The organism is Enterococcus sp. DIV0236, from assembly GCF_050558525.1.
In the GTDB taxonomy this organism is placed as follows: domain Bacteria; phylum Bacillota; class Bacilli; order Lactobacillales; family Enterococcaceae; genus Enterococcus; species Enterococcus faecalis.
In genome coordinates this window covers 2,402,519-2,428,672 of record NZ_CP187891.1, presented here as the reverse complement: position 1 = coordinate 2,428,672, position 26,154 = coordinate 2,402,519, and the positions used below count along the sequence as shown (strand labels likewise).

General features: G+C 39.1%; 24 protein-coding genes. All 24 read left to right on the top strand.

The features are described 5' to 3' along the window. Positions 1–56: 56 nt before the first annotated feature. The 24 genes from IGK27_RS11730 (at position 57) to IGK27_RS11615 (ending at position 26,153) form a co-directional block, all read left to right on the top strand. A complete protein-coding gene (locus IGK27_RS11730; protein ID WP_002365287.1) occupies positions 57–371 on the top strand; it encodes a rhodanese-like domain-containing protein in 315 nt (104 codons plus the stop codon). Further along, positions 372–2,021, top strand: coding sequence for an FAD-dependent oxidoreductase (locus IGK27_RS11725; protein WP_002378761.1), 1,650 nt, complete (start codon positions 372–374; stop codon positions 2,019–2,021). Continuing rightward, complete coding sequence (locus tag IGK27_RS11720) at positions 2,014–2,313, top strand: rhodanese-like domain-containing protein (RefSeq protein ID WP_002355066.1); 300 nt, start codon at positions 2,014–2,016, stop codon at positions 2,311–2,313. Before IGK27_RS11725 ends, IGK27_RS11720 begins: the two co-directional genes overlap by 8 nt. A 171-nt stretch (positions 2,314–2,484) precedes the next feature. Further along, positions 2,485–3,651 (top strand): efflux RND transporter periplasmic adaptor subunit, encoded by a 1,167-nt coding sequence (locus tag IGK27_RS11715; protein WP_002361088.1) that lies wholly within the window; start codon positions 2,485–2,487, stop codon positions 3,649–3,651. Next, the gene (locus IGK27_RS11710) at positions 3,644–4,318 is read left to right on the top strand and encodes an ABC transporter ATP-binding protein (RefSeq protein ID WP_002365285.1); all 675 of its coding nucleotides are present in this window, start codon (positions 3,644–3,646) and stop codon (positions 4,316–4,318) included. Before IGK27_RS11715 ends, IGK27_RS11710 begins: the two co-directional genes overlap by 8 nt. Beyond that, the gene (locus IGK27_RS11705) at positions 4,315–5,523 is read left to right on the top strand and encodes an ABC transporter permease (RefSeq protein WP_002359134.1); all 1,209 of its coding nucleotides are present in this window, start codon (positions 4,315–4,317) and stop codon (positions 5,521–5,523) included. Before IGK27_RS11710 ends, IGK27_RS11705 begins: the two co-directional genes overlap by 4 nt. 380 nt (positions 5,524–5,903) lie before the next feature. Next, positions 5,904–6,569, top strand: a complete 666-nt coding sequence (locus IGK27_RS11700) for a helix-turn-helix domain-containing protein (RefSeq protein ID WP_002359135.1) — start codon at positions 5,904–5,906, stop codon at positions 6,567–6,569. 96 nt (positions 6,570–6,665) lie between these two features. Then, positions 6,666–8,114 carry an amidase gene (locus IGK27_RS11695; RefSeq protein WP_010830668.1) on the top strand — a complete coding sequence of 483 codons (1,449 nt, stop codon included), beginning with the start codon at positions 6,666–6,668 and terminating at the stop codon, positions 8,112–8,114. Between the two features lie 65 nt (positions 8,115–8,179). Further along, positions 8,180–8,707 carry a histidine phosphatase family protein gene (locus IGK27_RS11690; protein ID WP_002359138.1) on the top strand — a complete coding sequence of 176 codons (528 nt, stop codon included), beginning with the start codon at positions 8,180–8,182 and terminating at the stop codon, positions 8,705–8,707. Between the two features lie 120 nt (positions 8,708–8,827). Next, entirely contained in the window at positions 8,828–11,641 is a 2,814-nt protein-coding gene (locus tag IGK27_RS11685; RefSeq protein WP_010830667.1) for a sigma 54-interacting transcriptional regulator, read from the top strand. 71 nt (positions 11,642–11,712) lie between these two features. Beyond that, positions 11,713–12,114, top strand: coding sequence for a PTS sugar transporter subunit IIA (locus tag IGK27_RS11680; protein WP_010830666.1), 402 nt, complete (start codon positions 11,713–11,715; stop codon positions 12,112–12,114). A gap of 19 nt (positions 12,115–12,133) precedes the next feature. Next, complete coding sequence (locus IGK27_RS11675) at positions 12,134–12,628, top strand: PTS system mannose/fructose/N-acetylgalactosamine-transporter subunit IIB (RefSeq protein ID WP_002368351.1); 495 nt, start codon at positions 12,134–12,136, stop codon at positions 12,626–12,628. Between the two features lie 23 nt (positions 12,629–12,651). Next, positions 12,652–13,401, top strand: a complete 750-nt coding sequence (locus IGK27_RS11670) for a PTS mannose/fructose/sorbose/N-acetylgalactosamine transporter subunit IIC (RefSeq protein ID WP_002355079.1) — start codon at positions 12,652–12,654, stop codon at positions 13,399–13,401. Next, complete coding sequence (locus tag IGK27_RS11665) at positions 13,401–14,252, top strand: PTS system mannose/fructose/sorbose family transporter subunit IID (RefSeq protein ID WP_002359140.1); 852 nt, start codon at positions 13,401–13,403, stop codon at positions 14,250–14,252. Before IGK27_RS11670 ends, IGK27_RS11665 begins: the two co-directional genes overlap by 1 nt. 11 nt (positions 14,253–14,263) lie before the next feature. Beyond that, positions 14,264–15,367 carry a DgaE family pyridoxal phosphate-dependent ammonia lyase gene (locus IGK27_RS11660; protein ID WP_002378755.1) on the top strand — a complete coding sequence of 368 codons (1,104 nt, stop codon included), beginning with the start codon at positions 14,264–14,266 and terminating at the stop codon, positions 15,365–15,367. A gap of 3 nt (positions 15,368–15,370) precedes the next feature. Then, positions 15,371–16,114: a 2-dehydro-3-deoxy-phosphogluconate aldolase gene (gene dagF / locus IGK27_RS11655; protein ID WP_131501881.1), complete on the top strand. Its 744-nt coding sequence runs from the start codon at positions 15,371–15,373 to the stop codon at positions 16,112–16,114. A 346-nt stretch (positions 16,115–16,460) separates the two neighbouring features. Next, a complete protein-coding gene (locus IGK27_RS11650; protein WP_002378753.1) occupies positions 16,461–18,374 on the top strand; it encodes an endonuclease MutS2 in 1,914 nt (637 codons plus the stop codon). An 87-nt stretch (positions 18,375–18,461) separates the two neighbouring features. Next, complete coding sequence (locus IGK27_RS11645) at positions 18,462–19,907, top strand: alkaline phosphatase (protein ID WP_002381148.1); 1,446 nt, start codon at positions 18,462–18,464, stop codon at positions 19,905–19,907. Positions 19,908–20,018: 111 nt separating this feature from the next. Next, positions 20,019–20,990 (top strand): dimethylarginine dimethylaminohydrolase family protein, encoded by a 972-nt coding sequence (locus IGK27_RS11640; protein ID WP_002378752.1) that lies wholly within the window; start codon positions 20,019–20,021, stop codon positions 20,988–20,990. A 425-nt stretch (positions 20,991–21,415) separates the two neighbouring features. Then, complete coding sequence (locus tag IGK27_RS11635; protein ID WP_002365278.1) at positions 21,416–22,105, top strand: WxL domain-containing protein; 690 nt, start codon at positions 21,416–21,418, stop codon at positions 22,103–22,105. An 87-nt stretch (positions 22,106–22,192) separates the two neighbouring features. Continuing rightward, a complete protein-coding gene (locus IGK27_RS11630; RefSeq protein WP_002394060.1) occupies positions 22,193–23,326 on the top strand; it encodes a DUF916 and DUF3324 domain-containing protein in 1,134 nt (377 codons plus the stop codon). Further along, positions 23,307–23,708: an LPXTG cell wall anchor domain-containing protein gene (locus IGK27_RS11625; RefSeq protein WP_002355092.1), complete on the top strand. Its 402-nt coding sequence runs from the start codon at positions 23,307–23,309 to the stop codon at positions 23,706–23,708. The genes IGK27_RS11630 and IGK27_RS11625 overlap by 20 nt, the downstream gene beginning before the upstream one ends. Before the next feature lie 45 nt (positions 23,709–23,753). Further along, positions 23,754–23,978, top strand: coding sequence for a hypothetical protein (locus tag IGK27_RS11620; protein ID WP_002355093.1), 225 nt, complete (start codon positions 23,754–23,756; stop codon positions 23,976–23,978). A 165-nt stretch (positions 23,979–24,143) separates the two neighbouring features. Beyond that, on the top strand, positions 24,144–26,153 hold the full coding sequence (locus IGK27_RS11615) for a BglG family transcription antiterminator (protein ID WP_010830664.1): 2,010 nt from the start codon (positions 24,144–24,146) through the stop codon (positions 26,151–26,153). Position 26,154: the final 1 nt, after the last annotated feature.

Here is a 26,154-nt window from a genome sequence, read left to right as displayed (position 1 = left end):
TCTAACTTTTTCATGTTAAATATACCCCATAAGGTATATAAGAAAAGGAGAACAAAATGTTATTTCAATTGTTTAAAAAAACGCCAAGTATTTCAACAAAGGAATTGCAGTCACGTTTATCTAAAGAGATAACGTTATTAGATGTCCGGACACCTAGCGAATACCGCGCAGGGCATATTCCACAAGCGATTAATGTCCCACTTAACAAAATTCCCGCCTACAACAAATCCGCTAACGAAGTCTATGTGATTTGCCAGTCCGGCATGCGCAGCAAAAATGCGGCCAAAATTTTAGCGAGAAAAAACTATCACGTGATTAACGTTCGTGGCGGGATGTCCCAATGGTCTGGTCAAATTAAAGGAGGAAAATAAATGAAAATTGTAATTATCGGAGGCGTGGCTGGTGGTATGTCAGCAGCGACACGTTTACGTCGCTTAATGGAAGATGCTGAAATTGTTGTCATGGAAAAAGGCCCTTTTGTTTCATTTGCAAACTGTGGTTTGCCTTACTACGTTTCTGGCGAAATCGCAGAAAGAGAGCAACTGCTTGTTCAAACACCCGAAGCGTTAAAGGCACGGTTTAATTTAGATGTTCGTCCTCACCATGAAGTCGTGGCGATTGATCCAATAGAAAAAGTGATCACAGTGAAACATGAAACAGAAATTTTAACAGAACACTATGACAAATTAATTTTATCACCAGGGGCGAAACCTTTTGTGCCACCAATTACAGGATTGGCAGAAGCCAAAAATGTTTTTTCATTAAGAAATGTTCCTGATTTAGATCAAATTATGACAGCCTTGACACCAGAAACAAAACGAGCCGTCGTGATTGGCGCAGGCTTCATTGGCTTGGAAATGGCAGAAAACTTGCAAAAACGCGGATTAGAAGTCACTCTCGTGGAAAAAGCGCCTCATGTTTTACCGCCATTAGACGAAGAAATGGCCGCTTTTGTCAAAGCTGAATTAAGCAAAAACAATGTTCAAGTAATTACGGGACAATCTGCGGTTGCTTTTGAAGAAGAAGGGCAAGTGATTCGCTTAGAAGACGGTCAAACATTAGCTTCTGATTTAACCATTTTGTCGGTGGGTGTCCAACCAGAAAATACCTTAGCAGTTGAAGCAGGTGTAGCAACTGGTTTACGTGGCGGTATTGTTGTTGATGAACACTATCAAACGAATCAACCCGATATTTATGCGGTTGGGGATGCTGTTGTAGTGAAACAACAAATCACTCAAGAAGATGCGCTGATTTCTTTAGCTTCTCCTGCCAATCGCCAAGGACGTCAAGTAGCGGATGTGATTGCTGGGTTAGAGAGAAAAAATCAAGGAAGCATTGGGACTGCCATTGTGCGAGTCTTTGATTTAACCGCTGCTTCAACTGGTTTAAGCGAACGGGCTGCTAAAGCTGCTGGACTAACAACAGCTGTTGTGCATATCAGTGGAAAAGACCATGCGGGGTATTATCCTGGCGCAACAGATCTTCAGTTAAAATTAGTTTTTCATCCTACGACAGGGGAAATTTATGGCGCACAAGGAATTGGGGCAAAGGGCGTAGATAAGCGGATTGATATTCTTGCGACCGCTATTAAAGGACAGTTAACTATTTTTGATTTGCCTGAATTAGAGTTTACCTATGCGCCGCCGTTTGGTTCAGCGAAAGATCCTGTGAACATGTTAGGCTATGCAGCGATGAACCTTGCAGAAGGATTGAGTGAAAACGTTCAATGGTATGAGTTATCCAACGAATTAGCTAATGGGGCTGTTTTATTAGATGTCCGTAATCCCGCTGAACAAGCCAATGGTCAATTTAAAAATGCTGTGTCTATTCCTTTAAATGAGTTAAGAGAACGTTTGGAGGAATTAGACAAGTCAACGAAGTACATTGTTAGTTGTCACAGCGGTTTGCGTAGTTATATTGCAGAACGGATGCTAAAACAAGCAGGCATCTCAGCCAAAAATTTAGATGGTGCTTTTGCGCTATATCGAATGGTAAAACCGGAGGAACTAGAAAATGTATAACACGATTGGCATGCCTGAATTTTATCAGGAAGCAAAACGAAAAAAATTACCGATTATTGATGTACGAGAAGAAATGGAATACCAACTGGGGCATGTCCCTCAGGCCATCAACTTACCTTTAAGTACTTTAACCGAAAATTATCAGCAATTAGATAAAAACCAACCCTATTATCTGATTTGTCAAATGGGATCGCGCTCCGCACAAGCGTGTGCGTTTCTCAGTCAACAAGGGTATCAAGTAACCAATGTTCTAGGTGGTACATCTGGCTGGTTGGGTCAATTAGAACAATAAAATAACAAAAAACGTTTATCCTTTTACACAGGATAAACGTTTTTTTGTTAGATAAAGATGTGTCAAAACTGTAAGAGGAATGATAGGAAGATGAAGGGACCAGTTTTTTTATTCATTATATACTAAATAAAATGACAAACTCGTCAACAGAAATCAAGGAGGAACAAATAAATGAAAAAGTCAGGCCAGAAGAAGCGAAATAAAAAAGTGTGGTTCGGTATTGGTGCCGCAGTGGTCGTCGTCGGATTTATCGGAGCAAAAACAGTTTTTTCTTCAAAAGAAGTTGAACCTGAATACACAACGTATACCATTACAGAAATGGCCTCATTAAAATTAGATGGTCAAGTGAGTTTTTTAGATACTCGGGATATTTTCTTTGATCCTTCTTTAGGAAAAATTGCCGAAATAAATGTTGAAAATGGTAAAGAAGTCAAGAAAGATAGTCCATTGTTAACGTACAATAACTCAGACATCCAAGCCACAGAAACAGAACAAGCGAATGCTGTTAATCGAAACAATCTTCAAGTCCAACAAGCACAAGAGAACGTTAACTTAGCAACTCAAAAATACAATGAAGCCTTAAACAAAGTTGCTGCAGCCAAGCAAAAATTAAACACCGCAAAAGAGGCTGAAGAGAAAGAAACACTAAATGCGGAAATTCAGCAATTGAATGAAGCTGTTAGTGCTGCGAATAGTGAAGTCGCCCAAGCTAACCAAGCCCTTCAATTAGCCAACAGTGATGCCGTCGGAGCAGCAAACACGCTTGAACAAACACGTGGCAAAGTCAACACAGTCGTTACAGCACCAATTGATGGCCAAGTCACTGTCGATGCTAGTGCTATGAGTAGTACCGACAAACCAGTCATTAAAATTGCAACACAAAAGAAAAATATTCAAGGAAAAGTAACCGAATATGATTACGATAAATTACAGACAGGGGAAGAAGTAACAGTGACGACCGTTGGTTCAGGCAAATCAGCGCCAGGCAAAATTGTTTCCATTGCGCAAACCCCAATAGCTAAAAATGAAGGCAATCCAGTAGTGAGTTATCAATTTACAGTAGAAGGTGATTTTCCTTGGGCAGAAGGCTTGTCTACTAGCATCGCTGTGCCGCAAAAGCAAATGATTATACCGACAGCAGCAATCCAAAAAGAAGGCGAAAAAGAATTTGTCTATGTTTACAAAGCGGGCAAAGCGAAAAAAACACCGATTGAAACAGAAACAAATTTAGGTCGTAAAGTTGTCAAAAGTGGCTTGAATTGGAAAGACCAAGTGATTGCCAATCCCAATAAAGAATTAAAAGATAATCAAGATGTTCAGGTAGCTGCCAATGATTAAGCTAGCCCATATTCATAAATATTATTATTCCGAAGAAGAAACACTGCATGTGTTAGATGATATTAACCTCCAAGTAGACGCTGGAGAATTTTTAGCGATTATGGGTCCTTCTGGTTCTGGGAAATCGACTTTGATTAATTTGCTAGGCTTTATTGATAAAAAGTTTGAAGGAACATATTTATTTGAAGACCGTGAAATTGGCGACTTTTCTGATAAGGAACTATCCCGAATTAGAAATGAAGCAGTCGGCTTTGTCTTTCAGAATTTTAGTTTAATTGAAACACTAACAGTTGAAGAAAACATTGAATTACCTCTTTTATATAGTGGGTTAACCCCAAAAGAAGCCAAAGATCGTGTCCACGAAGTTCTGACAAAAGTCGGCTTGCCAGATAAAGGCAAGAAGCATCCAAAACAACTTTCGGGCGGACAACAACAACGTGTGGCCATTGCGCGTGCGATTGTCAATCGGCCAAGTTTTATTATTGCAGATGAACCAACTGGGGCTTTAGATAGTAAAACATCGGAAGAAATTTTAACGCTCTTTCAGCAATTAAACAATGAAGGTGTCACCATTATTTTAGTGACACATGATGAAGAAACAATTGAATACTGCAATCGTTTGATTAAAGTTCGTGATGGAAAGATTTTAGAGGAGGTGCTGACATGAAACGTTCAATTATTTGGAAAACCGCCTTCCGTTCCATTTTGAAAAATAAGCGACGCAGCTTGTTAACGATGCTAGGGATTGTCATCGGGATCGCTTCGGTGATTACCATCGTGGCTATCGGTAACGGCTTTAAAGAAGACATGGTCGATAAATTATCTGCTGAAAAACAAAAAGAAAATGTGAAAAAGATTTCTTTTTCGGCCTACAACACTTCGGATATGTTTAGTGATCAAGCGATGTTTACCGACAATGATTTAGGGGTCGTGCGCATGGTTCCTGGCGTAGAAAAAATTGATTTTGATCAAAGAGAAGTTGATGGCGCCCAAAAAGGTACACTGAATTTTCAAGCAGGACCGAAAAATCTTTCTGTAACCTATGAACTTGCCGACAAAACCACCAAAGAATTGTTGGCGGGACGCCAACTGAATGATGGAGACAATGCAAAACTGGATAAAACAGTGGTGGTGGATGAACTGGTTGCCAAAGAACTCTACCAAGACCCAACTGCAGCAGTTAATCGAACTTTTCCATATAAAGAGCAACTTTTTACCATTGTTGGCGTGACAACCAATACCAGCGGTGCCATTGGTCCAGGTAATGATGACTCATTGCTTTATTTTCCCAAAAAGACCTATGAACATTATTTCGGCAAGCTAAAAGATACATCTACGTTGAAGCTAACAGTAGCACCTGGCTATCAACCAGATCAAGTATTGAAAGAAACAATAAAAACTCTCTCTCAACAAGGAACCATGAAAAACAGCGGGACGTATCAAGAATATAATGTTAAAGATACCATCAAAGAAATGGGCTCTTTATTAAATAATTTAACCTTGTTTATTTCCGCAATTGCGGCCATTTCACTGGTAATTGCTGGGGTCGGCGTTATGAATATGATGTACATTTCGGTCTCAGAACGGATTAAGGAAATTGGTATCCGACGTGCATTGGGCGGGACAGCCAGTGATATTAAAAAGCAATTCTTAACAGAAGGGATTGCCTTGACCTTAATCGGCGGAATTACTGGTTATCTTTTAGGAATGATTATTGCCTACTTAGCCTCAATGGCACTACCGTTTTCTGTTCGTCCAGACTTAATGACGGTTTCATTAGCCATCGGTATTTCTGTCTTTATCGGGGTTGTATTTAGCTATTTCCCTGCCTCGGCCGCTTCAAAAAAAGACTTAATCGATATTATGAAATAAATATAAATAGCAAAGAAACAGCCATTTTTGGCTGTTTTTTTTAGTGAAAGTAGAAAAAAATCCAAAGATTTCAAGAGAAAGTAGCTAACAAACGTCAAAAGGTTGATATTAGCTACCAACCTTTTGACGTTTGTCAGTTAAATAAAAAAGAAAAAAATTAAAAAAATAGCACGTTGAGGATTAAATAACAAACATTTTTTAAATAAGACTATTGGAAATCCTTTATAAATCGGGGATTACAGGAATGACTGTTAATGACTGATTTGCTTGTAAATTTTTAAATTTTAATTCGAAAAATTTCCAGTATACTAAATATATCAAAACAAAACACGAAAATTGAGAAAATTTTGAACTAAAAAAGAATTAAGGAGGAATCAAGAATGAAAATAATGGTCATCACAAAAAATATTTTATCAGAAACTGCTTTTCAAAACCGCTTACAGCATTTAGATCACCAAGTTTTTTGTACGACGTGTCTGATTGGTGAAATTAAGGAAAGTCATTTGTTTTATCGAAAATTTGATGCCATCATTCTCAGCGAAACGATTCCTCGCAAAGAACAATATTTATATCTAAAGGAATTAGCCAGAGTTAAAACGCCGTTGTTTCTTCGCTCGGAAGACATTCCTACCTCGGAAGAATTGAGCATTAGCTATCAATATGGCATTCTCAATTGGTTACGATTGGATGCGACTTTGGATACGTTAAGAGAAAATCTCCTTTTGGCAGAATTAAATAAACCCATCCAACGAGAAGATGAAAAGTTAGATGTAGAGGGAATAAAGCTAACAGCCGCAGAACGTGCACTACTGGCTGTCTTGTATAGTACGCCAAAAGAACACTTACCAATGGAGCGCCTGTGTAAATTAATATATGACACAGAAGAAACAGCCAATAATCGAAAAAAAATGACCAAACAGCTGACAAAATTAAATAAAAAAATTCAAGTAGGGGGCTTTAAAAAACAAGGTATCCAAAATACACGGTATAAAGGCTACAAACTGCATCCGCAGTTGCTTCCTTACATTGGCGAATTATTTACTTAAATTAGAGAAGCACTTGACGAATGAAAATCACCATCACAGGATGACCTCTAAAAACCATGCTATACTAATACGGAATAGTATAGGAGGTGGGTCTGTATGAAAGACGGACTATATTGGGTACAACAATTAAAAGAACAGAAAGTAAGTCGCATAGAACTCTTAAAGGATATTGAGAAAAAAGTCCAAAAGTTAAATCCAAAGATCAATGGCTTTGTAACCTTTGATAGCCAAGAAGCAGAAGCAACTTATCAAAAAAATAAACAGCAGGACACACTATTTGCTGGTTTGCCATTTCCATTGAAAATGTTAGGCCAAGAAAAAGCGGGGTGGTCAGCAACGGCCGGCTCGCAACTTTTTAAAAATAGTACTGCAACAACGACCTCTAACTTTGTCAAACAAGCAGAAACGATTGGCTTGATGCCTTTAGGACAAACCAACGCTCCAGAGTTTGGCTTTAAAAATATTACGGACCCTGCGCTTTACGGGCCAGCCCGCAATCCTTGGAACCTGGAACATTCGCCAGGCGGTTCCAGTGGCGGCGCTGCCGCAGTTGTCGCTAGCGGGATTGTTCCTATAGCCGGCGCTAGCGATGGCGGTGGCTCCATCCGAATTCCCGCCTCTTTTAGTGGCTTAATTGGCTTAAAACCTAGCCGTGGCTCCATGCCTGTCGGCCCAGAAGGCTGGCGAGGCTGGCAAGGTGCCTCGATTGACTTTGCGTTGACTATTTCTATGAGAGACACCAAAGCGTTATTTTATGGCCTACGTGGTAGCCACAGTGGCGCCCCCTACCAAGCGCCCTTGGCAGAATGGCAAACACACACTAAAAAACAACGGCTAAAAATTGCTCTGTGTACCGCTTCGCCTATCGGCTCAATGATTTCGCCAGAAGCAACACAAGCGGCGAAACAAGCGGCTGATTTTCTGGCAGCCGCTGGCCATGAAATCATTGAGATTCCTTATCCAGTCGATGGTGCAGCGCTGATTCGCTCCTATTATCAAATGAACGGCGCAGAAACTACAGCGATGATGAATAGCATTCAACAGGGGCTCGGGCGCCCAATTCGTAAAGAAGAAATCGAACCTTTTTCATGGACCATGCATCAATTCGGCCAAAAGATTCCAGCAGCCACCTATGTTCATTCATTACAGTTGTGGGATCAAGCAGCAGTAACGATGGAAGAACTTTTTCAAAAATTTGATCTGTTTTTATCACCAACAACGGCTTTTTCAGCACCAAAAATTAACGAAGATTTGCAAAGTGAGCACATTCGTCAACGAATGGAGCAAGCAGCAGAATTAACAGAAGCAGAGCTAGCTGAATTAATCTATGATTATTTTGATAAAAGTTTACAGCTAACACCGTATACTCAACTAGCGAACTTGACAGGACAACCAGCTATCAGCTTGCCCACACATGTTACGGCAACGGGGTTACCCTTAGGCATTCAATTGCTGGCTGCACGTGGACGTGAAGATCTCTTATTCCAAGTAGGCGAACAGTTTGAGCAAGAAGGAAAATTTAAATTACCAGAAAGTTACCGCTAAATAGGGTGTTATTGTGACCAAATTTCAGATAAAATAGACACAAGACAAAAAACTGAGGTGGAAAAATGCTGTACGTAGTGAGACATGGTGAAACAGATTATAATGTGGCCCGTAGAATTTGTGGTCATGCGGAAGCGCAATTGACCGAAAAAGGCTATCAACAAGCGGAATTGGTAGCTGAAAAAATTGCCAAACAAGGAATTCAAATCGACCGTTTACTGGCGTCGCCTTTAAAACGGGCGCAAGAAACAGCACGTAAAATTGCGGAACGAAATCAATTGACGATTGAAACAGAACCTCGTTTAATTGAGATGAATTTTGGCATTTATGATGGTGAACCAATTGAAACAACGGCTTTCCAAGAAAATCGTTCTGAGATTTCCTTGCCATTTCCAGAAGGGGAATCGGTCCTAGATGTTGCGGGTCGAATTTATCCCCTGATTGAGGAAGCCTTGGCTTCAGAGGAAACTTACCTATTTGTTTGCCACAATGCGGTCATGCGAGTCATTGATAACTACTTCAATGGCAAAAAAATCCAAGATTTCTTGGACTTTCATTGTGAAAATACACAACTTGTACAATACGGAGAATAAAAATCAAGTCTTTAATCTTTTGGTTAAAGACTTGATTTTTTTATGGTAAATAAGAAACCGCTTCCGTTTTAATGTATAATAAATTAACTTTTGGATCAAAAAAGAAATGGGGAAAAGACTATGAGAATTGATAATATTCATCAAGCGTTAAAACAGTTTCACGTACAAAATCCAAGTAGCAAAGAAATCTTGTTGCCCGCAACGGCTTCGCAATTAAGTCAGACCTCTGGCTATACCCGAACCGCTGTTAGTGAAGAGCTTTCAGAATTAGTAAGAAAAGACCAAGTCGTTAAAGTTAAATCTAGACCAGTGTTATTTTTTGATAAAGACTACTTAGAGGAACAGTTTCCTTTTTTTAAAAGTAGCACGTGCTACGATTCCCTCGCTTCGCTGCAAGAGGACATTTATCAACAGACAGAACAGATACATAAGAAAAAGCAGCTACTGAAAATGAATCCATTTGCGAACGTAATTGGTTTTGATGGGAGCTTAGCAGACGCCATCAAGAAGTTGAAAGCCGCTATTTTATATCCGCCTAATGGCTTGAATATTTTACTTACTGGAGAATCTGGGGTGGGGAAAACCTTAATTGCAGAACAATTACACCAATTTTATCAAGTTAAAATGAACCAAGAAGTTCCGTTTATTTATTTTAATTGTGCAGAATATTTCAACAATCCAGAATTATTAACTTCGCATCTGTTTGGCTATAAAAAAGGCAGTTTCACTGGTGCCGTCAATGACCAAAAAGGTTTAGTGGAGTTGGCAGATGGCGGTTTTTTATTTTTAGATGAAGTCCATCGATTAACGAGCGAAGGCCAAGAAAAATTGTTTACAGTTTTGGATAAAGGGTATTTTACACGGATGGGTGAAGCCGAAAAACAAAGAAATGTATCGATAAAATTTATTTTTGCAACAACCGAAGCCGTCAATCAACATTTTTTGAAAACGTTTTTAAGAAGGATCCCTGTGACATTAGCCATTCCAGCTTTAGCCGAGCGCTCTTTGAAAGAAAAAATTCAATTGATTTTGTCCTTTTTCTTAGAAGAAAGTCAACGGATTCAAAAGAATATCCATATTCGTTATGAGGCGTTGAAACAATTAACGTTTACTCATTTTGAAGCCAACGTTGGCGAATTGAAAGCGGCGATTCAATTTATGAGCGCACAAGCCTATTTAGAAGTATTCGATCAATTAACGGAAACTATTTGCATTGAAGCAAACGAGGGGACAGTCAAAGAGCAACCTGATGTAGAAAGTCTGCTGGCTTTTAATGAGTGGATACCTAACGATGGCCTCACGATTCAATACAACCATTTTTATTTAAGCAGTCAAGAGTTACTCAAATCGGAAAGTCTGAAAAATGATCGTTTTTATAATTTTCTATTGAAAGAATATGCGGATTTGAAAAAATTAACTCTTTCGACAGAGGATGCGCTAGCAATCATGCAAAACAAAGTCGAGCAACTTTATGATATGGATATTTTTGCTCAAGAACCGCTAGCCATAGAGGCCATTGACGAAACATTGCAGCCAAAAATTCAAGAAGCCATTGTCTTTTTTGAACAATTAATCCAAGAAAAATTGACAGAGGATTTCCAGAATATTTTAATTGTCCACCTTTATTCTGCTGTTTTTTATTCTGCACAAATGAATGAAACATTTTATTCAGATACCAAAAATATCTATTCTGGCAAAGTCACCCAGTATCAAGCTGCTAAGACCATGGTGGACTTTCTACAAACATTGTTTGGGATTTCTTTTGCTGATACGGAAATTCTCTTTTTCGATCTATTTATTCGTAAAGTCACAGCTAAAAAAAGAGCGCACTCAGTTGAAGAAAACTGTGGCGTTATCGTCGTTGCACATGGTGCCGCGACGGCCAGCAGCATGGTTGAGTACACCAACCTTCTGTTCTCAACAACGGTCATGCGTGCAGTTGATATGCCGATTAATCAATCAGTGGAAGAAACATTAGAAAAAGTCCGTGCAATTGTAAAGCAAAATCAGTATAAAAAAATTATTTTAATGGTGGACATCGGTTCCCTGGTTTACTTTGGTAATGCTATCAGTCAAACGTTTCAAATGGAAGTGCTGCTAATTAGCAATATCAATCTCTTAACATTGCTAGAAGTGGCCCGAGAAGTCATTTATGAATCGACGGCGTTTGAGTATCTATTACCAGTCTTAAAAGAAAAAAATCATCGCGCCTTGATTTGCAGTAAAGGTCGCTTCAACGAGGCAAAAGTTCTCATTATTTCCTGTCTAACTGGCATGGGGACTGCTATTAAAATTGAACAGTTGTTACTAAAAACTTTTCCCAATGAATTACTAACGAATGTACGCATCATTACTTTAGAGAAAAGAGAAGTGGAAGACATTGATCGCTTGCATTCTTTTGTTCGGAAAGAAGAGAAAATCGTTGGTATCATTGGCACCGTAAAGACAGAAGTGCCAGATATTCCGTTTATTTCTTTACAAGATTTACTATCGAAGCGGGGCATTCAGCTAGTTTTCGAATTATTAGGCCATCATTTAGAAGAAAAACAAAACCAAGAGTTACTAAAAAAAGTTTCAGCTAAATATATTCAAGGATTATCAATCGAAGCTATTACAGACTTACTAACGGTTTTGAATCCTACAACCATTTCAATCGAATTAGCTAAGATTTATTCAGACATTTGCTTGCAAACTAAAATAAAAAGTGACGAAAAGATTTTACTTCGTTTTATCATTCATTGTGCTTGTATGTTAGAACGGCAATTGTTGAATCCAGAATATGACCCGACAGCTTATGAAGTGTCATATCGAGAGTTGCCAGAAGCTGTATCTGTCATAAAAATGGCGTTTCGACCGCTTGAAGTGTCCTATAATCTGTTGATTCCACCTTTGGAAGTGCGCTATATTTATGAATTGCTCTTTGAAAAGGCTTAATTCAAACGGAAATGAAAGTTGGCACACTTATTGCTTTTAATAAAATGATTAATTAGCAAAGGAGTTTGTTTATGGAAAATGAACCAATTTTACTTTTAACACACAATGGTTGGGGCTTGGAATTAGTCAAAAGCGTCCAGATGATTGTAGGAGAAGTCACAAATGTACATGAAGTAGCATTACAAGCAGAGGATTCACTGGGGGATTATTTAGAACGAGTCACAGAAAAAATTGACCAATTAACGTGGCACAACCAGTTGCTAATTTTAACAGATGTTAAAGGTGGCACACCTAGTAATGTTGCATTGCGTTTATCAAAAGATTATGACCTCCTGATTGTGTCAGGATTATGCACATCGTTATTATTAGAATCCGTCATGAAACAAAGTGGTCATGGATTTCGTTTACAAGATGCAGAGATGATTCAACAAGCAGCAGTAGACAGTTGTCAAATTTTAGAAATTCCAAAATAAGAAAGTACAGGTGAACAGAATGTCAAAAATCGTATTAACAAGAGTCGATAGTCGTTTAATCCATGGACAAGTAGTGACTAAATGGTTACAACAATCAGGTGCAAATGAAATTTTGGTAGTGAGTGATGAACTAGAGCAAGATGAATTTTTACAAAGTATTTATTTAATGGCGGCGCCTCCAGGGGTTTCTGTAGTAATTAAAGGGATTGAAAATGCCAAAGAATATTGGGAATCGCAAGAAAAGGAAGAGAAAAAGGTGTTATTTTTAGTGCCAGATTTAACGACCTTAAAAGCGATGGTGGACCAAGAAATTATTAAAGAGGAGATTCAAGTTGGTGGCTTAGGTGGCGGACCAAATCGGAAAAATGTTTTAAAAAATATCAATTTATCTGAAGAAGATGTTGCAATTTTGACTGAACTTTTAACGAAGGGCATTCATGTTTTCTTCCAAGCGATTCCCGAAGAAAATCCCCTACCAATTCAAAAATTAATTGAAAAATATCAATCACTATAATCAGAGAAAAAGGAGAGAATCATATGGGCGTTTTAGGTGTTTCAATTATTATGGGACTTTATTATTGGTTTGCACGTTTGCGTTTTGGGTACACATTTTCAGGCATGCTGTCTCAGCCATTAGGCGCAGCGTTGGTGGCTGGTTTAGCAACAGGAAAACTTAGTGAAGCAATGGTTGTGGGGGCGGGGATTCAACTTGTTTATCTCGGAGTCACCTCCACACCGGGTGGCAATGTGCCTAGTGATCCGGCTTTAGCTTCAGCAATCGCGATTCCGATTGCTTTAGGTGTGGGAATGAATGCCGAGGCGGCTGTTGCACTAGCTGTTCCTTTTGGTGTGTTAGGCGTCTTTATGGATCAATTACGGCGGACCATCAATGCGACTTGGGTGCATATGGCTGATAAATATGCGGAAGAGTTAAATTATGGGGGGATTTACCGAGCTGCGTTTGTTTATCCAGCTTTAGCGGGATTTTTAATTCGCTTTCCGTTGGTTTTTGCGGCGAACTTTTTTGGTCAATCTGTGGTGAATAAAGTCTTAGAAGTTATCCCAGCATGGTTGATGCACGGCTTTGAAGTAATGGGTGGTATTTTACCAGCGTTAGGATTCGCCTTAACAATTATGGTAATTGGCAAGAAAAATTTGATTCCTTATTTTTTAATCGGTTTTGTTGCAGTAGTATATTTTGGCGCAGAAGTTATGGCCGTCGCTATTTTAGGAATCTGTATTGCCTTTTTAGTTAGAAACAAGGCATTGAGTGAGGAGGCAGCATAATGGAACAAATGACACAAGCAAATGAACAACAATTGGAACAGAAAAAAATTACTAAAAAAGAATTATCCAAAGCCTTTTGGATTTATCAACTAGGCTGTGAATTATCAAATTCTTATGAACGTCTTCAAAGTTTAGTTTTTTGTGCATCGATGATTCCTGCAATTAAAAAACTTTACGCAGACGATGAAGAACAACAAAGAGAAGCTCTGAAACGTCATTTGAATTTTTTTAATACTGAAGGAACAGTAGGGGCTTCCATTCAAGGGATTGCAATTGCTATGGAGGAAGAAAAATCCAATGGCGCAGCGATCTCTGATACGGCGATCACATCGATTAAAACTGGGCTGATGGGTCCGCTGGCTGGGATTGGTGATTCGATTATTTGGGCAGCATTAATGCCGTTAATCATTTCCATTTTTATTCCAATGGCTAAAGGAGGTAACGTGATTGGAAGTATCGGTCCGTTGGTTCTGTACACAGCCATTACATTATACATCAGTTGGACGTTAGTGAATAAGTCCTATACATTAGGGCGTAATTCAATCTTAAGTTTGTTAAAAGACGGCAAAATTAAGCAAGTCATTTATTCAGCAAATGTTTTAGGAATGATGATGATGGGCGCTTTAAGTGCGAGTTATGTTAAAATTGCTAGCCCGATGACGTTTAAAGTTACTGGCGGTGCCACGATTGTTTTACAAGATATTCTAGATCAAATTATGAAAGGGTTACTTCCTTTAGCAGCAGTCATGGCTATTTATTTCTTCATGGTAAAAAAAGGCCCACGTTACGGTATCATTATCGGCACGATTGTCTTAGTTAGTTTGGTCACTTCATTCTTTGGTTTGTTATAAAGGAGAAAATAATGAATAGTTACGAAAAATTCCACTTAAAAGAAGTCATTAATGCTTCTGGCAAAATGACCATTCTAGGTGTCTCCAAAGTTTCGGAGGCAGTCCTCGCGGCTCAACGATTCGGCGGCGAACATTTCTTTGAAATGAGTGAACTTAGTGTGCAAACAGGGGCCTTTTTAGCCAACTTGTTGAAGGCAGAAGATGCCCAAATCGTTTCCTCGGCTTCGGCGGGGATTGCCCAATCGGTGGCTGCCTTGATTGGAAAAGGCAGCTTGTACCACGCGTATCATCCTTATACAGAAAAAATTGAACAGCGAGAGATTGTTTTACCTAAAGGGCACAACGTGGACTACGGCACGCCTGTAGAAGTTATGGTAGCGCAAGGCGGCGGCCAAGTGGTGGAAGCTGGCTACGCCAACATGTGCAGTCCAGAACACGTGGAAATGATGATTTCTGAAAAAACAGCGGCCATTCTATACATCAAAAGCCATCATACCGTGCAAAAAAGTATGCTGACGGTGGCCGAAGCGGCCAAAGTGGCGCAACGCCACAAGGTGCCGCTAATTGTTGACGCGGCAGCAGAAGAAGATCTTTTTAAATACACCGAAGCAGGCGCTGATTTGGTGATTTACAGCGGCGCCAAAGCCATTGAAGGGCCAAGTGCCGGTTTAGTGGTCGGGAAAAAAGAATACATTGACTGGGTGCGCCTACAAGGTAAAGGCATTGGTCGAGCAATGAAAATTGGCAAAGACAATATCTTGGGCTTTACGCAAGCAGTGGAAGAATATTTGGCGCATGGCAGTGAATCAGGGGCTTCGATGCAAGAGCGTTTAAAACCGTTTGTTGAAGCTATCAACAACTTGTCAGATTTAACCGCCAAAATCGTCCAAGATGGCGCTGGCCGAGACATTTATCGCGCCAGTGTCAAAGTGGACGGCAGAAAAACCGCTAAGGAAGTCATCCAAGCATTAAAAGCAGAAAGTCCAGCCATTTATACGCGAGAATATCAAGCCAACAATGGCATCATTGAATTTGACATTCGTTCTGTCAATCAAGAAGAAATGAACAAAATCGTGCAACGATTACAAGAAATTATGGACACAAAGGAGAAATAAGCCATGTCATTAAAACCTAATTATTTAGAAGAACGCATTTGTTTAAACGTCTTAGCCAATTCAGTAGAAAATGCCCAAGCCTGTTATGAAGCAGCAGAAGGGCATGTTGTGTTAGGCATCCTTTCAAAAAACTATGAAACCGATGAAGCAGCCATTGACGATATGAAAAAATACCAAGCAGCAACCAACAACGCTTTATCTGTCGGCTTAGGGGCTGGCGATCCTAATCAAAGTCAAATGGTGGCTCGCTTATCAGAAGTTCTACAACCGCAACACGTGAACCAAGTCTTCACAGGTGTCGGCGCTTCGCGGGCCTTACTTCGTCAAGACGAAACAGTGATTAATGGCTTGGTTTCACCCACAGGCAAAGTTGGCTATGTTAACATTGCGACAGGTCCGTTAAGCTCGGGTGCGCCAGCGGCGGAAGTACCTATCGAAACCGCCATCAAATTGTTGAAAGACATGGGAGGCAGTTCCATTAAATATTTCCCGATGAAAGGCTTGGCTCACAAAGAAGAATACCAAGCAGTAGCAGCAGCTTGTGCCAAGTATGACTTTTATTTAGAGCCAACAGGGGGCATTAATTTAGAAAACTTTGAAGAAATTGTTCAAATTGCGGTGGATGCCGGCGTTAAAAAAATCATTCCTCATGTCTACAGCTCAATTATTGATCAAGAAACAGGGGACACTAGAACAGAAGACGTGAAAACGTTACTAACCATGATGAAAAACACATTGAATAAGTAAAGGGCCAATCTTTAGTTGACTTTCTTCGCCAGATTTGCTACTCTCAAGTGGAGAATAAATAAAAACCAACAAATGAATGTGGGGTATTTTGGTGAGTGTCGTAGGTATCTAATTGATAAGTTGAATAACCAGTGAACCAAGCAAGGTTTATTTGGTGTGCTTAGAAAGTGATACCTGTCAGTCATCTCAATTACTAAATACCTCCTTTAAAAGAGGTTTCTTTAGTAACCTTTATCCAATGATAAAGAGGACAGCGGTAGAACGCTGTCCTCTTTTTTCTGTAGAAACTGGTTTTTATTTAAAGGCGCCAGGTATTCTTTTCGTGATAGAAAGGAAGAAAAAACAAATGAATCATGAAACCATTCAAAAATTACAATTTACAACAATTCTTAAAGAAGTTCAAACACGTGCGATTGGCGAGTATAGTAAAGAACGGTTGGCGAAAATGGTCCCTGCAACACGTTTAGAAACAGTGCAGTCCCGCTTAACGGAAACAACCGAGGCCCGCTTAATTATTGATAGCGGACAACACGTCCCTTTCATGGGCTTGAGCCAAATTACCCGCTTGCTTCAACAAGTGAAAAAAGGCTTAATCCTTACACCAAACGAATTGATTGAGGTCGCTGACTTTTTAAGAAGTAGTCAGCGAATCCAGAAGTTTTTTGAAAAAAATCAATACCAAACACCACGCCTATTTAGTTACAGTCAGCACTTAGCTGATTTCAGAGCAATTGAAGAACAAATTTATACGAAAATCCATAATCAAAAAGTTGCCACCGATGCTTCTCGACAACTTCGGAAAATCCGGCGTCAAATCAATGAATGCCAACAAGAAATTGAAACAAAAGTCACCAAATTTTTACGTAATAAAAATAATCAACTGTATATTCAAGAAAATATGATGGTGAAAAAAGGGGAACATTACACGGTACCAATCAAAGCTAGCTATAAAAATAAGGTTTCAGGCACAATCATTGAGCAATCCAATAAAGGACAAACGGTCTTTATTGAACCTGTAGCAATTAGTAAATTAAATGAACAATTGACACTCTTAAAAGCGGAAGAAACAGCGGAAGAATATCAAATTTTGGCGGAACTAACTGGGTTAATTAATGAGCAAGAACGACTTGTCGATCAAGCCGTCGATACAATGACCACCTTAGATATTATTTTTGCACGAGGAAAGTATAGTCGCGAAATTGGTGGGATTACGCCAAAAGTAAACAAAGAAGAACGCTTGCGCATTGTTCAAGGAAAACACCCTCTTTTATTAGAACACGCAGTACCATTGACGTTTTCTTTAGGAGCAGAGTATCGAGGACTTGTCATTACAGGTGCCAATGCTGGTGGTAAAACGGTTGTCTTGAAAACAGTTGGCTTATTGACTGTCATGGCACAATTTGGGTTGCAAATTCCAGCACAAGCGGGCACAGAGATTCCAGTATTAGATGAAATTTTTGTCGATATTGGTGATCAGCAAAATCTGGAAAATGCGTTAAGCACTTTTTCTGGGCACATGAAAAATATTGCGGAAATGTTGCGTAATGTTAAGCGACACACGCTTGTTTTATTAGATGAAATTGGCAGTGGTACCGAGCCGAACGAAGGAGCTGGCTTAGCGATTGCGATCATGGAAACGATGTATCAAAAGGGTGCCTTGGTAGTTGCGACGACCCATTATGGTGAAATTAAACGTTTTGCCCAAGAACATGATGATTTTGTGCCCGCCGCAATGGCCTTCGATCGTGAAACATTAACGCCCAAATATCAATTGAAAATTGGTGAAGTTGGCGATAGTCAGGCGCTTTGGATTGCACGTAAAATGAAGATGGAGCCACAGCTCATTGAAAAGGCGGCTCATTATATTCAGCGGAAAGAATACCCTACTAATCGAAGTCTATTTAAACCCCTGAAAGCAAAAGAAACGACCTTTGCCACGTTTGTAGAAGAAACAGACCGTTATCAAAAAGGTGATCGTGTCCTATTGACAGAAACACAACAAATTGGGTTGGTTTTTACAGATGAGGGTGAACAAGAAATCCAAGTATTTGTGAATGATAAAATTGAAAATGTACCACGAAGACGGTTGAAATTACAAGCGAAAGCACAAGATCTATATCCGCAAGACTATGATTTAGAAAGTTTATTTACAGATTTCCATGAACGAAAGAAACTCAAAGATATTGAACGCGGCTCAAAAAAAGCGCAGAAACAATTACGCAAAGAGGCCGAAAAAAGAGCAGCAAGACGCGACAAATAAGGAACTTAACAGAAGCAATACAACAACTTAACACTTTGTTTACTTGTTATTTATCAGAAATCAACTAAGACTTGTTATAGTCAATGTATGGGTAGATATGAAGGAGGAAACAAGGAAATGAAGAAAAGAGCTTTGCTAGGGGTTACCTTATTAACATTCACAACATTAGCGGGTTGTACAAATTTATCTGAACAAAAAAGCGGCGAAAAACAAACAGAGGTTGCTGAAGCGAAGGCAACTGAATCTGAAAAAGCACCAGTAAAAAATGTTATTTTTATGATTGGAGATGGCATGGGGAATCCGTATACAACGGGCTATCGCTATTTCAAAGCCAATCACTCAGACAAGCGTGTTCCCCAAACAGCTTTTGATACCTATTTGGTCGGACAGCAAGCCACTTATCCAGAAGATGAAGAAGAGAATGTCACCGATTCAGCTTCCGCAGCGACAGCGATGGCTGCCGGAGTAAAAACCTATAATAATGCTATTGCACTCGATAATGACAAGTCCAAAACAGAAACAGTGCTGGAACGTGCGAAAAAAGTGGGGAAATCAACGGGTCTTGTAGCAACATCTGAAATAACACATGCAACCCCTGCTGCATATGGCGCACATAATGTTTCACGCAAAAATATGGCAGAAATCGCCGATGACTATTTTGATGATCAAATCGACGGACAACACAAAGTCGATGTGTTACTTGGCGGCGGCTCCGAATTATTTGCGCGGAAAGATCGTGATTTAGTCAAAGAATTTTCCCAAGCGGGTTATGGTCATGTCACAGACAAAAAGTCGTTAAATGAGAACCAAGACGACAAAATTTTAGGCTTGTTTGCACCAGGCGGGCTACCTAAAATGATTGACCGAACGGAAGAAGTCCCTTCATTAGCTGATATGACAGAAGCGGCTCTTCAACGGTTAGATAAAAATGAAAAAGGTTTCTTTTTAATGGTTGAAGGTAGTCAAATTGATTGGGCCGGGCATAGCAATGATATTGTTGGCGCGATGAGCGAAATGCAAGACTTCGAAGCGGCGTTTGAAAAGGCCATCGATTTTGCCAAAAAAGATGGTGAAACATTGGTGGTTACAACTGCAGATCATTCAACAGGGGGCTTGTCTTTAGGCAAAGGGGATCAATACAACTGGTTGACGGAGCCTTTACATGCGGCAAAACGCACGCCTGATTTCATGGCAGAAGAAATTATTAAAAATGGTAATGTGGAAAAAACAGTGACTGAGTATATTGATTTTCAATTAAGTGAGGCTGAATTGAAAGCAGTGAAAACAGCGGCGGAGTCAAAAGATGTTGAAAAAATCGCTCAGGCATTAAGAAAGATTTTTGATGAACGTTCGAATACTGGTTGGACTACTGGCGGACACACAGGAGAAGATGTAAATGTCTATGCTTATGGCCCACAAGCAGAAGCTTTTTCAGGACAAATTGATAATACAGACCAAGCGAAGATTATTTTTGGCTTAGTAGATGGCACCGGGCAAAAAGCTGAGATTAAAGATAAAGGTATTGGTAAATAACAAAATGAAGAAAAAGCAGAACGTATAGAAGTTCTGCTTTTTCTTCATTGAAGGCATAAAAATTTTATCTCTGTTATAATGAAGGTAACCAGATAAAAGTGAGGTCAAATAATGAAAAAAATGCATGTTGAAAGTGAATTTGCACCGTTGCGTTCAGTTGTTTTAGCACAATCGCAATTTTGTTTACCAGATAAATTTGATGAAGCGGATACGACTTTTTTAACAGAGGAAAATGCCCGTTTAACACAGAATAATGAAGGGCGTGATTTAGCAGACTTTGCACCAGAACAACAAGTGCGTTGGGAAAAAGAAAAAGAAATCATGCAAGGAGTATTAGAATCTTATGGCGTAGAAGTATTTCGTCCACGTTTATTGACAACCTATGAAAAAGAACATGGCAAGGAATTGGGCGTAGGATATAGTAACTTCTTTTCACGAGACCCTTTTTTTACAATTGGCAATCTCTTAATAGAAGGAAACTTAAGATTTCAACACCGTCGACAAGAAATTTTACCAATTCGTCCGATTATTCAGCAGTGGACACAAGAAGCAGAAGGCTATTATTTTGCTGCGCCACAACCTGACATTTCTGAAGGGGCTTTAAGTGAAGCAGGTCCCTTTATTGAAGGCGGCGATGTTTTAGTTCTAGGAAAAACAATTTTTGTGGGCTACTCTGGCTTGGCAAGTAACCTAGCAGGAATTCAGTGGTTAGCCAATATGATTGGTCATTTTGGTTATGAAGTGGTGCCGGTTCGGTTACATCCGCATATTCTCCACTTAGATTGTGCGTTGAGCTTGTTGAGAGAAGGCTTGATGATTGTTTGTGAAGAGGCCTTTTTGGATGGACTTCCTGCGCAATTAGCAAACTGGGAAAAAATTCACGTTACTTTGCAAGAAGCAGCGTATTTAGTGACAAATGGTCTACCGCTTAACGAAGAAACGTATATAACGGACCAATCGTTTACAACTTTAATTCCTCAAATAGAAGCAAAAGGTATCAAAGTTGAGGCAATTGATTACCATGTTTCTAGAATGTTAGGTGGTTCCTTCCGCTGTACAACGCAAGCTTTGATTAGAGAATAGTCAGCGAGTGATTATCAATTTTCGTAAGAAAAAATGTACGTTTTGTCTATGAAAACGATATAATTTTAGTTTTCACTATTTTTTTTAAAAATATTGAGGAAATTTCGATTTAATAAATGCGAGAAAACGTCAAAATGTTAGTGTTTGTTACTAATGTTTTGACGTTTTCTCGCTGTTTTTTTATAAAATTACTACTTTATATGTGAAAAAAAACAATATCTTTTTTGAAAATTACGTTTTCAAAGACACAAAAAGTCGTTGGAACCTTGCTGTTATAGTAAATTCATTTTTTTTGCATGAGGTGTTTAAAATTTGAAATCACAAGCAGTCTTTTTTTCGCTATACTTAGTTTACGTTCTACTGAGATAGAAAAGTTTTTCACTTTTTTATTCATTAATTAACCAAGATATAAAGGAGAGAGTAAAATGAAGAAAAAAACATTGGTAACTTTATTTGCAGGAACGGCAATTTTAGGGGCAAGCATCGCTCCTGCAGCAGCACATGCAACAACGACTGGTACAACACCAGCAAACGTAGAGATGACAAGTGGTTCATTACCAGGCGGTACGGGTGATGGAGATGACGGAAGCACACAAGAACCAGAACCAGGCTCGAATACAAATTTTGATTTGTTATATGTTCCAACAGAATTCAAATTTGCTTCGACAGAAGTTAGTTCTGATTTATCAGCGATTTCGTTAGATGCGACAGGTACCCAAACAAAACGTTATGCCGTTGGGGATGTTCGTGGAACACAAGCGGGTTGGTCAGTTACTGCCGGCGTTGCTGAAATGAAAAATGGCACTGCTACTTTAGAAGGCTCAATTACCTTTGCACAAACAGGAGCAGTAGCGAAATACGATGAAACAGCAAAAACATACTCACGTGATGTAGCTGCCTTTGCAGCAGATCCAGGAAGTCCTGAATTTGCTGGAACAACTATTCCAGTAGGTGGAGCAGCTGTATCAATTGCTACAGCAGCAGTTGGTAAAGGTCAAGGTACATGGGATTCTGAATTATCAAATGTAAAATTAAACATTACAACACCTAGTTCACAAATTACAAATGGTGCGTATACAGGTAACGTAACTTGGACATTAGTGGCTGCGCCATAAAAAGTTACTAACGAGAATACTGCATTACTAGAAAAGGAGCTGCGCAGTGGTGCACGGCTCCTTTTCGATACATAGGAGGAACAAATAATGAAGACAATGCGCTGGCTAATCGTCACAGTTTTTATTTGTGTGATGGCATTAAGCATCCCTTCTGCTGTACAAGCAGAAGAAGCGGATGACAACATGAATACAAAATTTACAGTTAAACCCAATATTCCTGAGAATCAAGCGAAAAATACGCAATCCTACTACGATCTCATTGTAAAACCAGGACAGAAACAAGAAGTCGAATTATCTTTAATTAATAAAACAGATGAAGAATTGACGATTGATTTAAATTTGGCGAATGCTGTGACGAATGACAATGGTTTAATTGTGTACAATGATTTCGAGAAAAAACCAGATTCAAGTTTAAAAGTACCCTTGACAACATTAATTAAATTACCTGAGGAACATGTAAAAGTTCCCGCTAAGAAAACCGTAACAGCCAAAATGACTGTCGAAATTCCAGCGAATGGTTTCCAAGGATTAGTTTTGGGTGGTGTTTATGCTTCGCTTGCAGAAGATGAAAAGGAAGAAAAAGGAAAATCAACGGGTTTAACCAGTCGATATGGATTTAATGTAGCAATTGCTTTACGAATGTCAGAAGATACACCGATGTATCTAGCAGAGACTCTTCAATTAGTTAAATTAGTTCCGACCATTGCTTTAGGAAATAAATCGGTCCAAGCGGTTATTCAGAATCCGACATCCGCTATTTTTCCTGAAGTACGTTTAGAAGGAAAAGTAACGAAAAAAGGCGAAACGAAAGAATATGCCAAACGGATTTTACCAAGTGTTCGTTTTGCGCCAAATTCGACGATGAACTTCCATTTAGATTTCGGGAAAGAAGATGTTCGTCCAGGAACCTATATTTTTGAAGGAAAAGCGGTCTTGAAAGAAGATGAACAACAAGTGTGGCCGTTTAAGCAAGAATTTACCATCAGTAGTCAAGAAGCCAAAAAATTAAATAAAGAAGCAGTAGTGAAATTGGTCCTACCGACTTGGTGGAATCAAGCTTTTTATGGCTTGTTAGTTGCAACAATTGTGAGTCTAATTCTAGCTATTTGGCGTTTTACGCAACAGAAAGCAACACTGAAACAACAAGCCTATTTACAACAAGAAAAACAGGCAGCCTTGAAAAATAGACAAGGAGTACGCTATGATGACAATGAAAAGTAAAGGGTCACTTCTGGTGACGTTGGGAATACTTTTAACCGTTGGCATTGCGAGTCTAATTGTTTCTTCTGAGAGTTTTGCAGAAGAAGTAGGGCAAACGAATATCGGTGTAACGTTCTATGGAGGGAAAGAGCCACTAAAAACGGAAGGTGTCATTAAGCCAATAGAGCAACCAGTCACTGATAAAGATAAAAAAACGTCACAACAACAAGACAAAGTGAGCAGAAAAACCACTGCTAAAACGAATCCGACTAATGCACAGACGTCATTACCAAGGACAGGTGAACGAAATAGCACGTGGCTTTACAGCCTTGGTATTGCATGTTTACTCGTAGTACTAACAAGTTTCTATTATTTGAATAAAAAAAGGAAAAAGGAAAAATAATGTGCTGTTTTTATAAATAGAGTTAATGTAGAAGGAGGAATATAGATGGAGATTACGATGTGGATTTGGATTTGTGCTGGCTTGGCCGTCCTTTGTTTTGCTTTATTTTTACTGTTCTTAGTAAATAGCATGAATTTTGTACATCTGGCAAAGCCTAAGCAGTCTTTAGTAAAACAATCAATGTTTAGTTGGCTGCTTCTGGTGATGTGTGGCGGCTGGGTAGCGGTGGCTATCTTGCTGAATATCGCATTACAAACACAATTAACATAAAGAAAACCCGTTGTAAGTTTTTAAGAAACTTGCAACGGGTTTTTGTTAACTTTAAAATAAAGAACGGTACAATTTATCAAAAAAGTACAGTAGACATTTGTACCCAACTTAGATAGAAAATAAAGCGCTATCATTATATGATGATTACAGGAGGAGGACACAGCTGTGAATTATAAAATAAGTTATCTCCTTGACGAGTATGCAGGGCAAAAAATTGCGCTCTCTTTGGCTCAACAAATAACCGATCTTTCGCAACGAGAATTAGTGACACAACTTTCGACAATAGGCGGAGAAGTTCAACAGAATACCGTCAGCATTCCAAACCTTTCCGCAAATGAATGGGGAAAACAACTTTTTCAACAACATCAAGTGATTTATAGCGAAACAGAAAGACAAGCACTTATTTTTTTGCTCACTTATTCAGAAATCGAAGAACTATCGGTGTATCATTACCAAAATTTTTTAGACGTTTCGAAAGGCACTATTTTAGCGGATATCAAAAAAGTACGACACCAACTAGCAACTGAAAACATTGCTTTATCCTACGAACGAAAACGAGGGTTTTACCTAGAAGGAGATGAATTTCGGATTCGTCGTTTCGGAAAAAATTGGCTTGCCCGCCTCTTACAACAAAAGTCGGGCACCTTCGCTTTATTTTGCTGGCTCAGTCAGCATCAAATGAGCCAATACGCAAAAATACGTGACGGCATTCAATTAGCCGTCCAAGAAGCACAGCTTCAACTGGTACCCAGCAGATTGGATGAAATTAGTTACTTTCTTGCTTTTTCTCAAAAAAGATTAGGCAAATATGGAACAGTCGTCTGGCCTGAGAACCAGTTAATTCAGTCCTTACGCGCTTATCCCGTCAGTCATCGTATTTTAAGTGATTTAGTTGGGCCAGTGGCGAATGTAGAAACTGAGAGTCTTTTTTTCACGATTTGTTTAATGACAGCCTTGCAAGGAGAATTGCGAGATACGAAGTTAGAGTTTTTATTAGATATTTCTGGTGAAATTATTCGGAAAATGGAATTGTTGGCCGTTGTTCAATTTGAACAGCCTCGTGAATTGCTCATGAATGTGTATTATCATCTGGTTCCTGCCTATTTTCGGATTAGCTATGGCTTTTACTTGCCGAATGTTTTAATCAAGGATATTCGACAATCGTATCGGTCGCTTTATCATCTTTGTGAACAAGCGTTAGCTCCTTTAGAAAAATTAACGAAACGGTCAATCCCGTCAGAGGAAATCGGTTTTTTTACCATATTATTTGGTGGAGAAATTTTCGGGCAAAAAAATGAACAGCGGCAAGAAAAGCTAAAAGCGCTAATTGTTTGTCCCAGTGGTATCAGTTCTTCGTTGATTTTGCAATCGGAATTGCGTCGGCTATTTCCAATGATTGAATTTAAAGAAACGAATGCGGTGAGGGAAATAGAGAATGTATCTGAAAAAAGCTATGACATCATTTTCTCAACGGTCCCTATTGAAACAGCCAAAAAGGTTTATCTTACCAAGCCCATTATGAGCTCTTTGGAGAAAAATCAATTGATGCACCAAGTTCAATCAGATTGGCTATTGCCAGGTATTTCCATGCCAGATGTTAAAGATATTTTAGATGCGTTAAAACCTTACATTTCCTTAAAAAAAGGAGTCACCGAAGCGCAGTTATATCGTGTCTTGCATCGTAAAATGAACAAAATTTTAGAAAAAGAGGAGGATCTGCGTCCAATGTTATCGGAATTATTAACAACAGAAACAGTCCAAGTCCTGCCTGAAGTTGCAGACTGGCGAGCGGGAATTACAGAAGCTGCCAAGCCGTTATTAAAAAATGGCAGTATTACGGAAAAGTACATTGATGCGATGATTCAAAAAGTCGAATCGTTTGGGCCATTTATCCATATCTGTCCAGACGTAGCATTGCCTCATGCGCGACCAGAAGATGGCGTTAATCAGTTAGGCATGTCATTACTAAAAATCCAAAAAAGTGTCGATTTATTAGAAGATCCTAAGCATGAAATTCACCTTTTTATTTGTTTAGCTGCTTCAGATAACGAAACACATTTACGGGCCTTATCTAGTCTGACAAAAATTCTATCAAAAAAAGAATCATTACATCGCTTAGTGGCGGCTGAAACCGTCCCAGAAATACTATCAATTATCCAAGAAGGAGAGAAATAAG

Excerpts from the sequence above, each read along its gene's own strand:
- IGK27_RS11700 (WP_002359135.1), top strand. The coding sequence starts at position 5,904 with ATGAAAATAATGGTCATCACAAAAAATATTTTATCAGAAACTGCTTTT.
- IGK27_RS11620 (WP_002355093.1), top strand. The coding sequence starts at position 23,754 with ATGGAGATTACGATGTGGATTTGGATTTGTGCTGGCTTGGCCGTCCTT.
- IGK27_RS11640 (WP_002378752.1), top strand. The coding sequence starts at position 20,019 with ATGAAAAAAATGCATGTTGAAAGTGAATTTGCACCGTTGCGTTCAGTT.
- IGK27_RS11635 (WP_002365278.1), top strand. The coding sequence starts at position 21,416 with ATGAAGAAAAAAACATTGGTAACTTTATTTGCAGGAACGGCAATTTTA.
- IGK27_RS11705 (WP_002359134.1), top strand. The coding sequence starts at position 4,315 with ATGAAACGTTCAATTATTTGGAAAACCGCCTTCCGTTCCATTTTGAAA.
- IGK27_RS11645 (WP_002381148.1), top strand. The coding sequence starts at position 18,462 with ATGGGTAGATATGAAGGAGGAAACAAGGAAATGAAGAAAAGAGCTTTG.
- IGK27_RS11650 (WP_002378753.1), top strand. The coding sequence starts at position 16,461 with ATGAATCATGAAACCATTCAAAAATTACAATTTACAACAATTCTTAAA.
- IGK27_RS11715 (WP_002361088.1), top strand. The coding sequence starts at position 2,485 with ATGAAAAAGTCAGGCCAGAAGAAGCGAAATAAAAAAGTGTGGTTCGGT.
- IGK27_RS11725 (WP_002378761.1), top strand. The coding sequence starts at position 372 with ATGAAAATTGTAATTATCGGAGGCGTGGCTGGTGGTATGTCAGCAGCG.
- dagF (WP_131501881.1), top strand. The coding sequence starts at position 15,371 with ATGTCATTAAAACCTAATTATTTAGAAGAACGCATTTGTTTAAACGTC.
- IGK27_RS11670 (WP_002355079.1), top strand. The coding sequence starts at position 12,652 with ATGGGCGTTTTAGGTGTTTCAATTATTATGGGACTTTATTATTGGTTT.
- IGK27_RS11625 (WP_002355092.1), top strand. The coding sequence starts at position 23,307 with ATGATGACAATGAAAAGTAAAGGGTCACTTCTGGTGACGTTGGGAATA.
- IGK27_RS11660 (WP_002378755.1), top strand. The coding sequence starts at position 14,264 with ATGAATAGTTACGAAAAATTCCACTTAAAAGAAGTCATTAATGCTTCT.
- IGK27_RS11680 (WP_010830666.1), top strand. The coding sequence starts at position 11,713 with ATGGAAAATGAACCAATTTTACTTTTAACACACAATGGTTGGGGCTTG.
- IGK27_RS11710 (WP_002365285.1), top strand. The coding sequence starts at position 3,644 with ATGATTAAGCTAGCCCATATTCATAAATATTATTATTCCGAAGAAGAA.
- IGK27_RS11695 (WP_010830668.1), top strand. The coding sequence starts at position 6,666 with ATGAAAGACGGACTATATTGGGTACAACAATTAAAAGAACAGAAAGTA.
- IGK27_RS11685 (WP_010830667.1), top strand. The coding sequence starts at position 8,828 with ATGAGAATTGATAATATTCATCAAGCGTTAAAACAGTTTCACGTACAA.
- IGK27_RS11675 (WP_002368351.1), top strand. The coding sequence starts at position 12,134 with ATGTCAAAAATCGTATTAACAAGAGTCGATAGTCGTTTAATCCATGGA.
- IGK27_RS11630 (WP_002394060.1), top strand. The coding sequence starts at position 22,193 with ATGAAGACAATGCGCTGGCTAATCGTCACAGTTTTTATTTGTGTGATG.
- IGK27_RS11690 (WP_002359138.1), top strand. The coding sequence starts at position 8,180 with ATGCTGTACGTAGTGAGACATGGTGAAACAGATTATAATGTGGCCCGT.
- IGK27_RS11730 (WP_002365287.1), top strand. The coding sequence starts at position 57 with ATGTTATTTCAATTGTTTAAAAAAACGCCAAGTATTTCAACAAAGGAA.
- IGK27_RS11720 (WP_002355066.1), top strand. The coding sequence starts at position 2,014 with ATGTATAACACGATTGGCATGCCTGAATTTTATCAGGAAGCAAAACGA.
- IGK27_RS11665 (WP_002359140.1), top strand. The coding sequence starts at position 13,401 with ATGGAACAAATGACACAAGCAAATGAACAACAATTGGAACAGAAAAAA.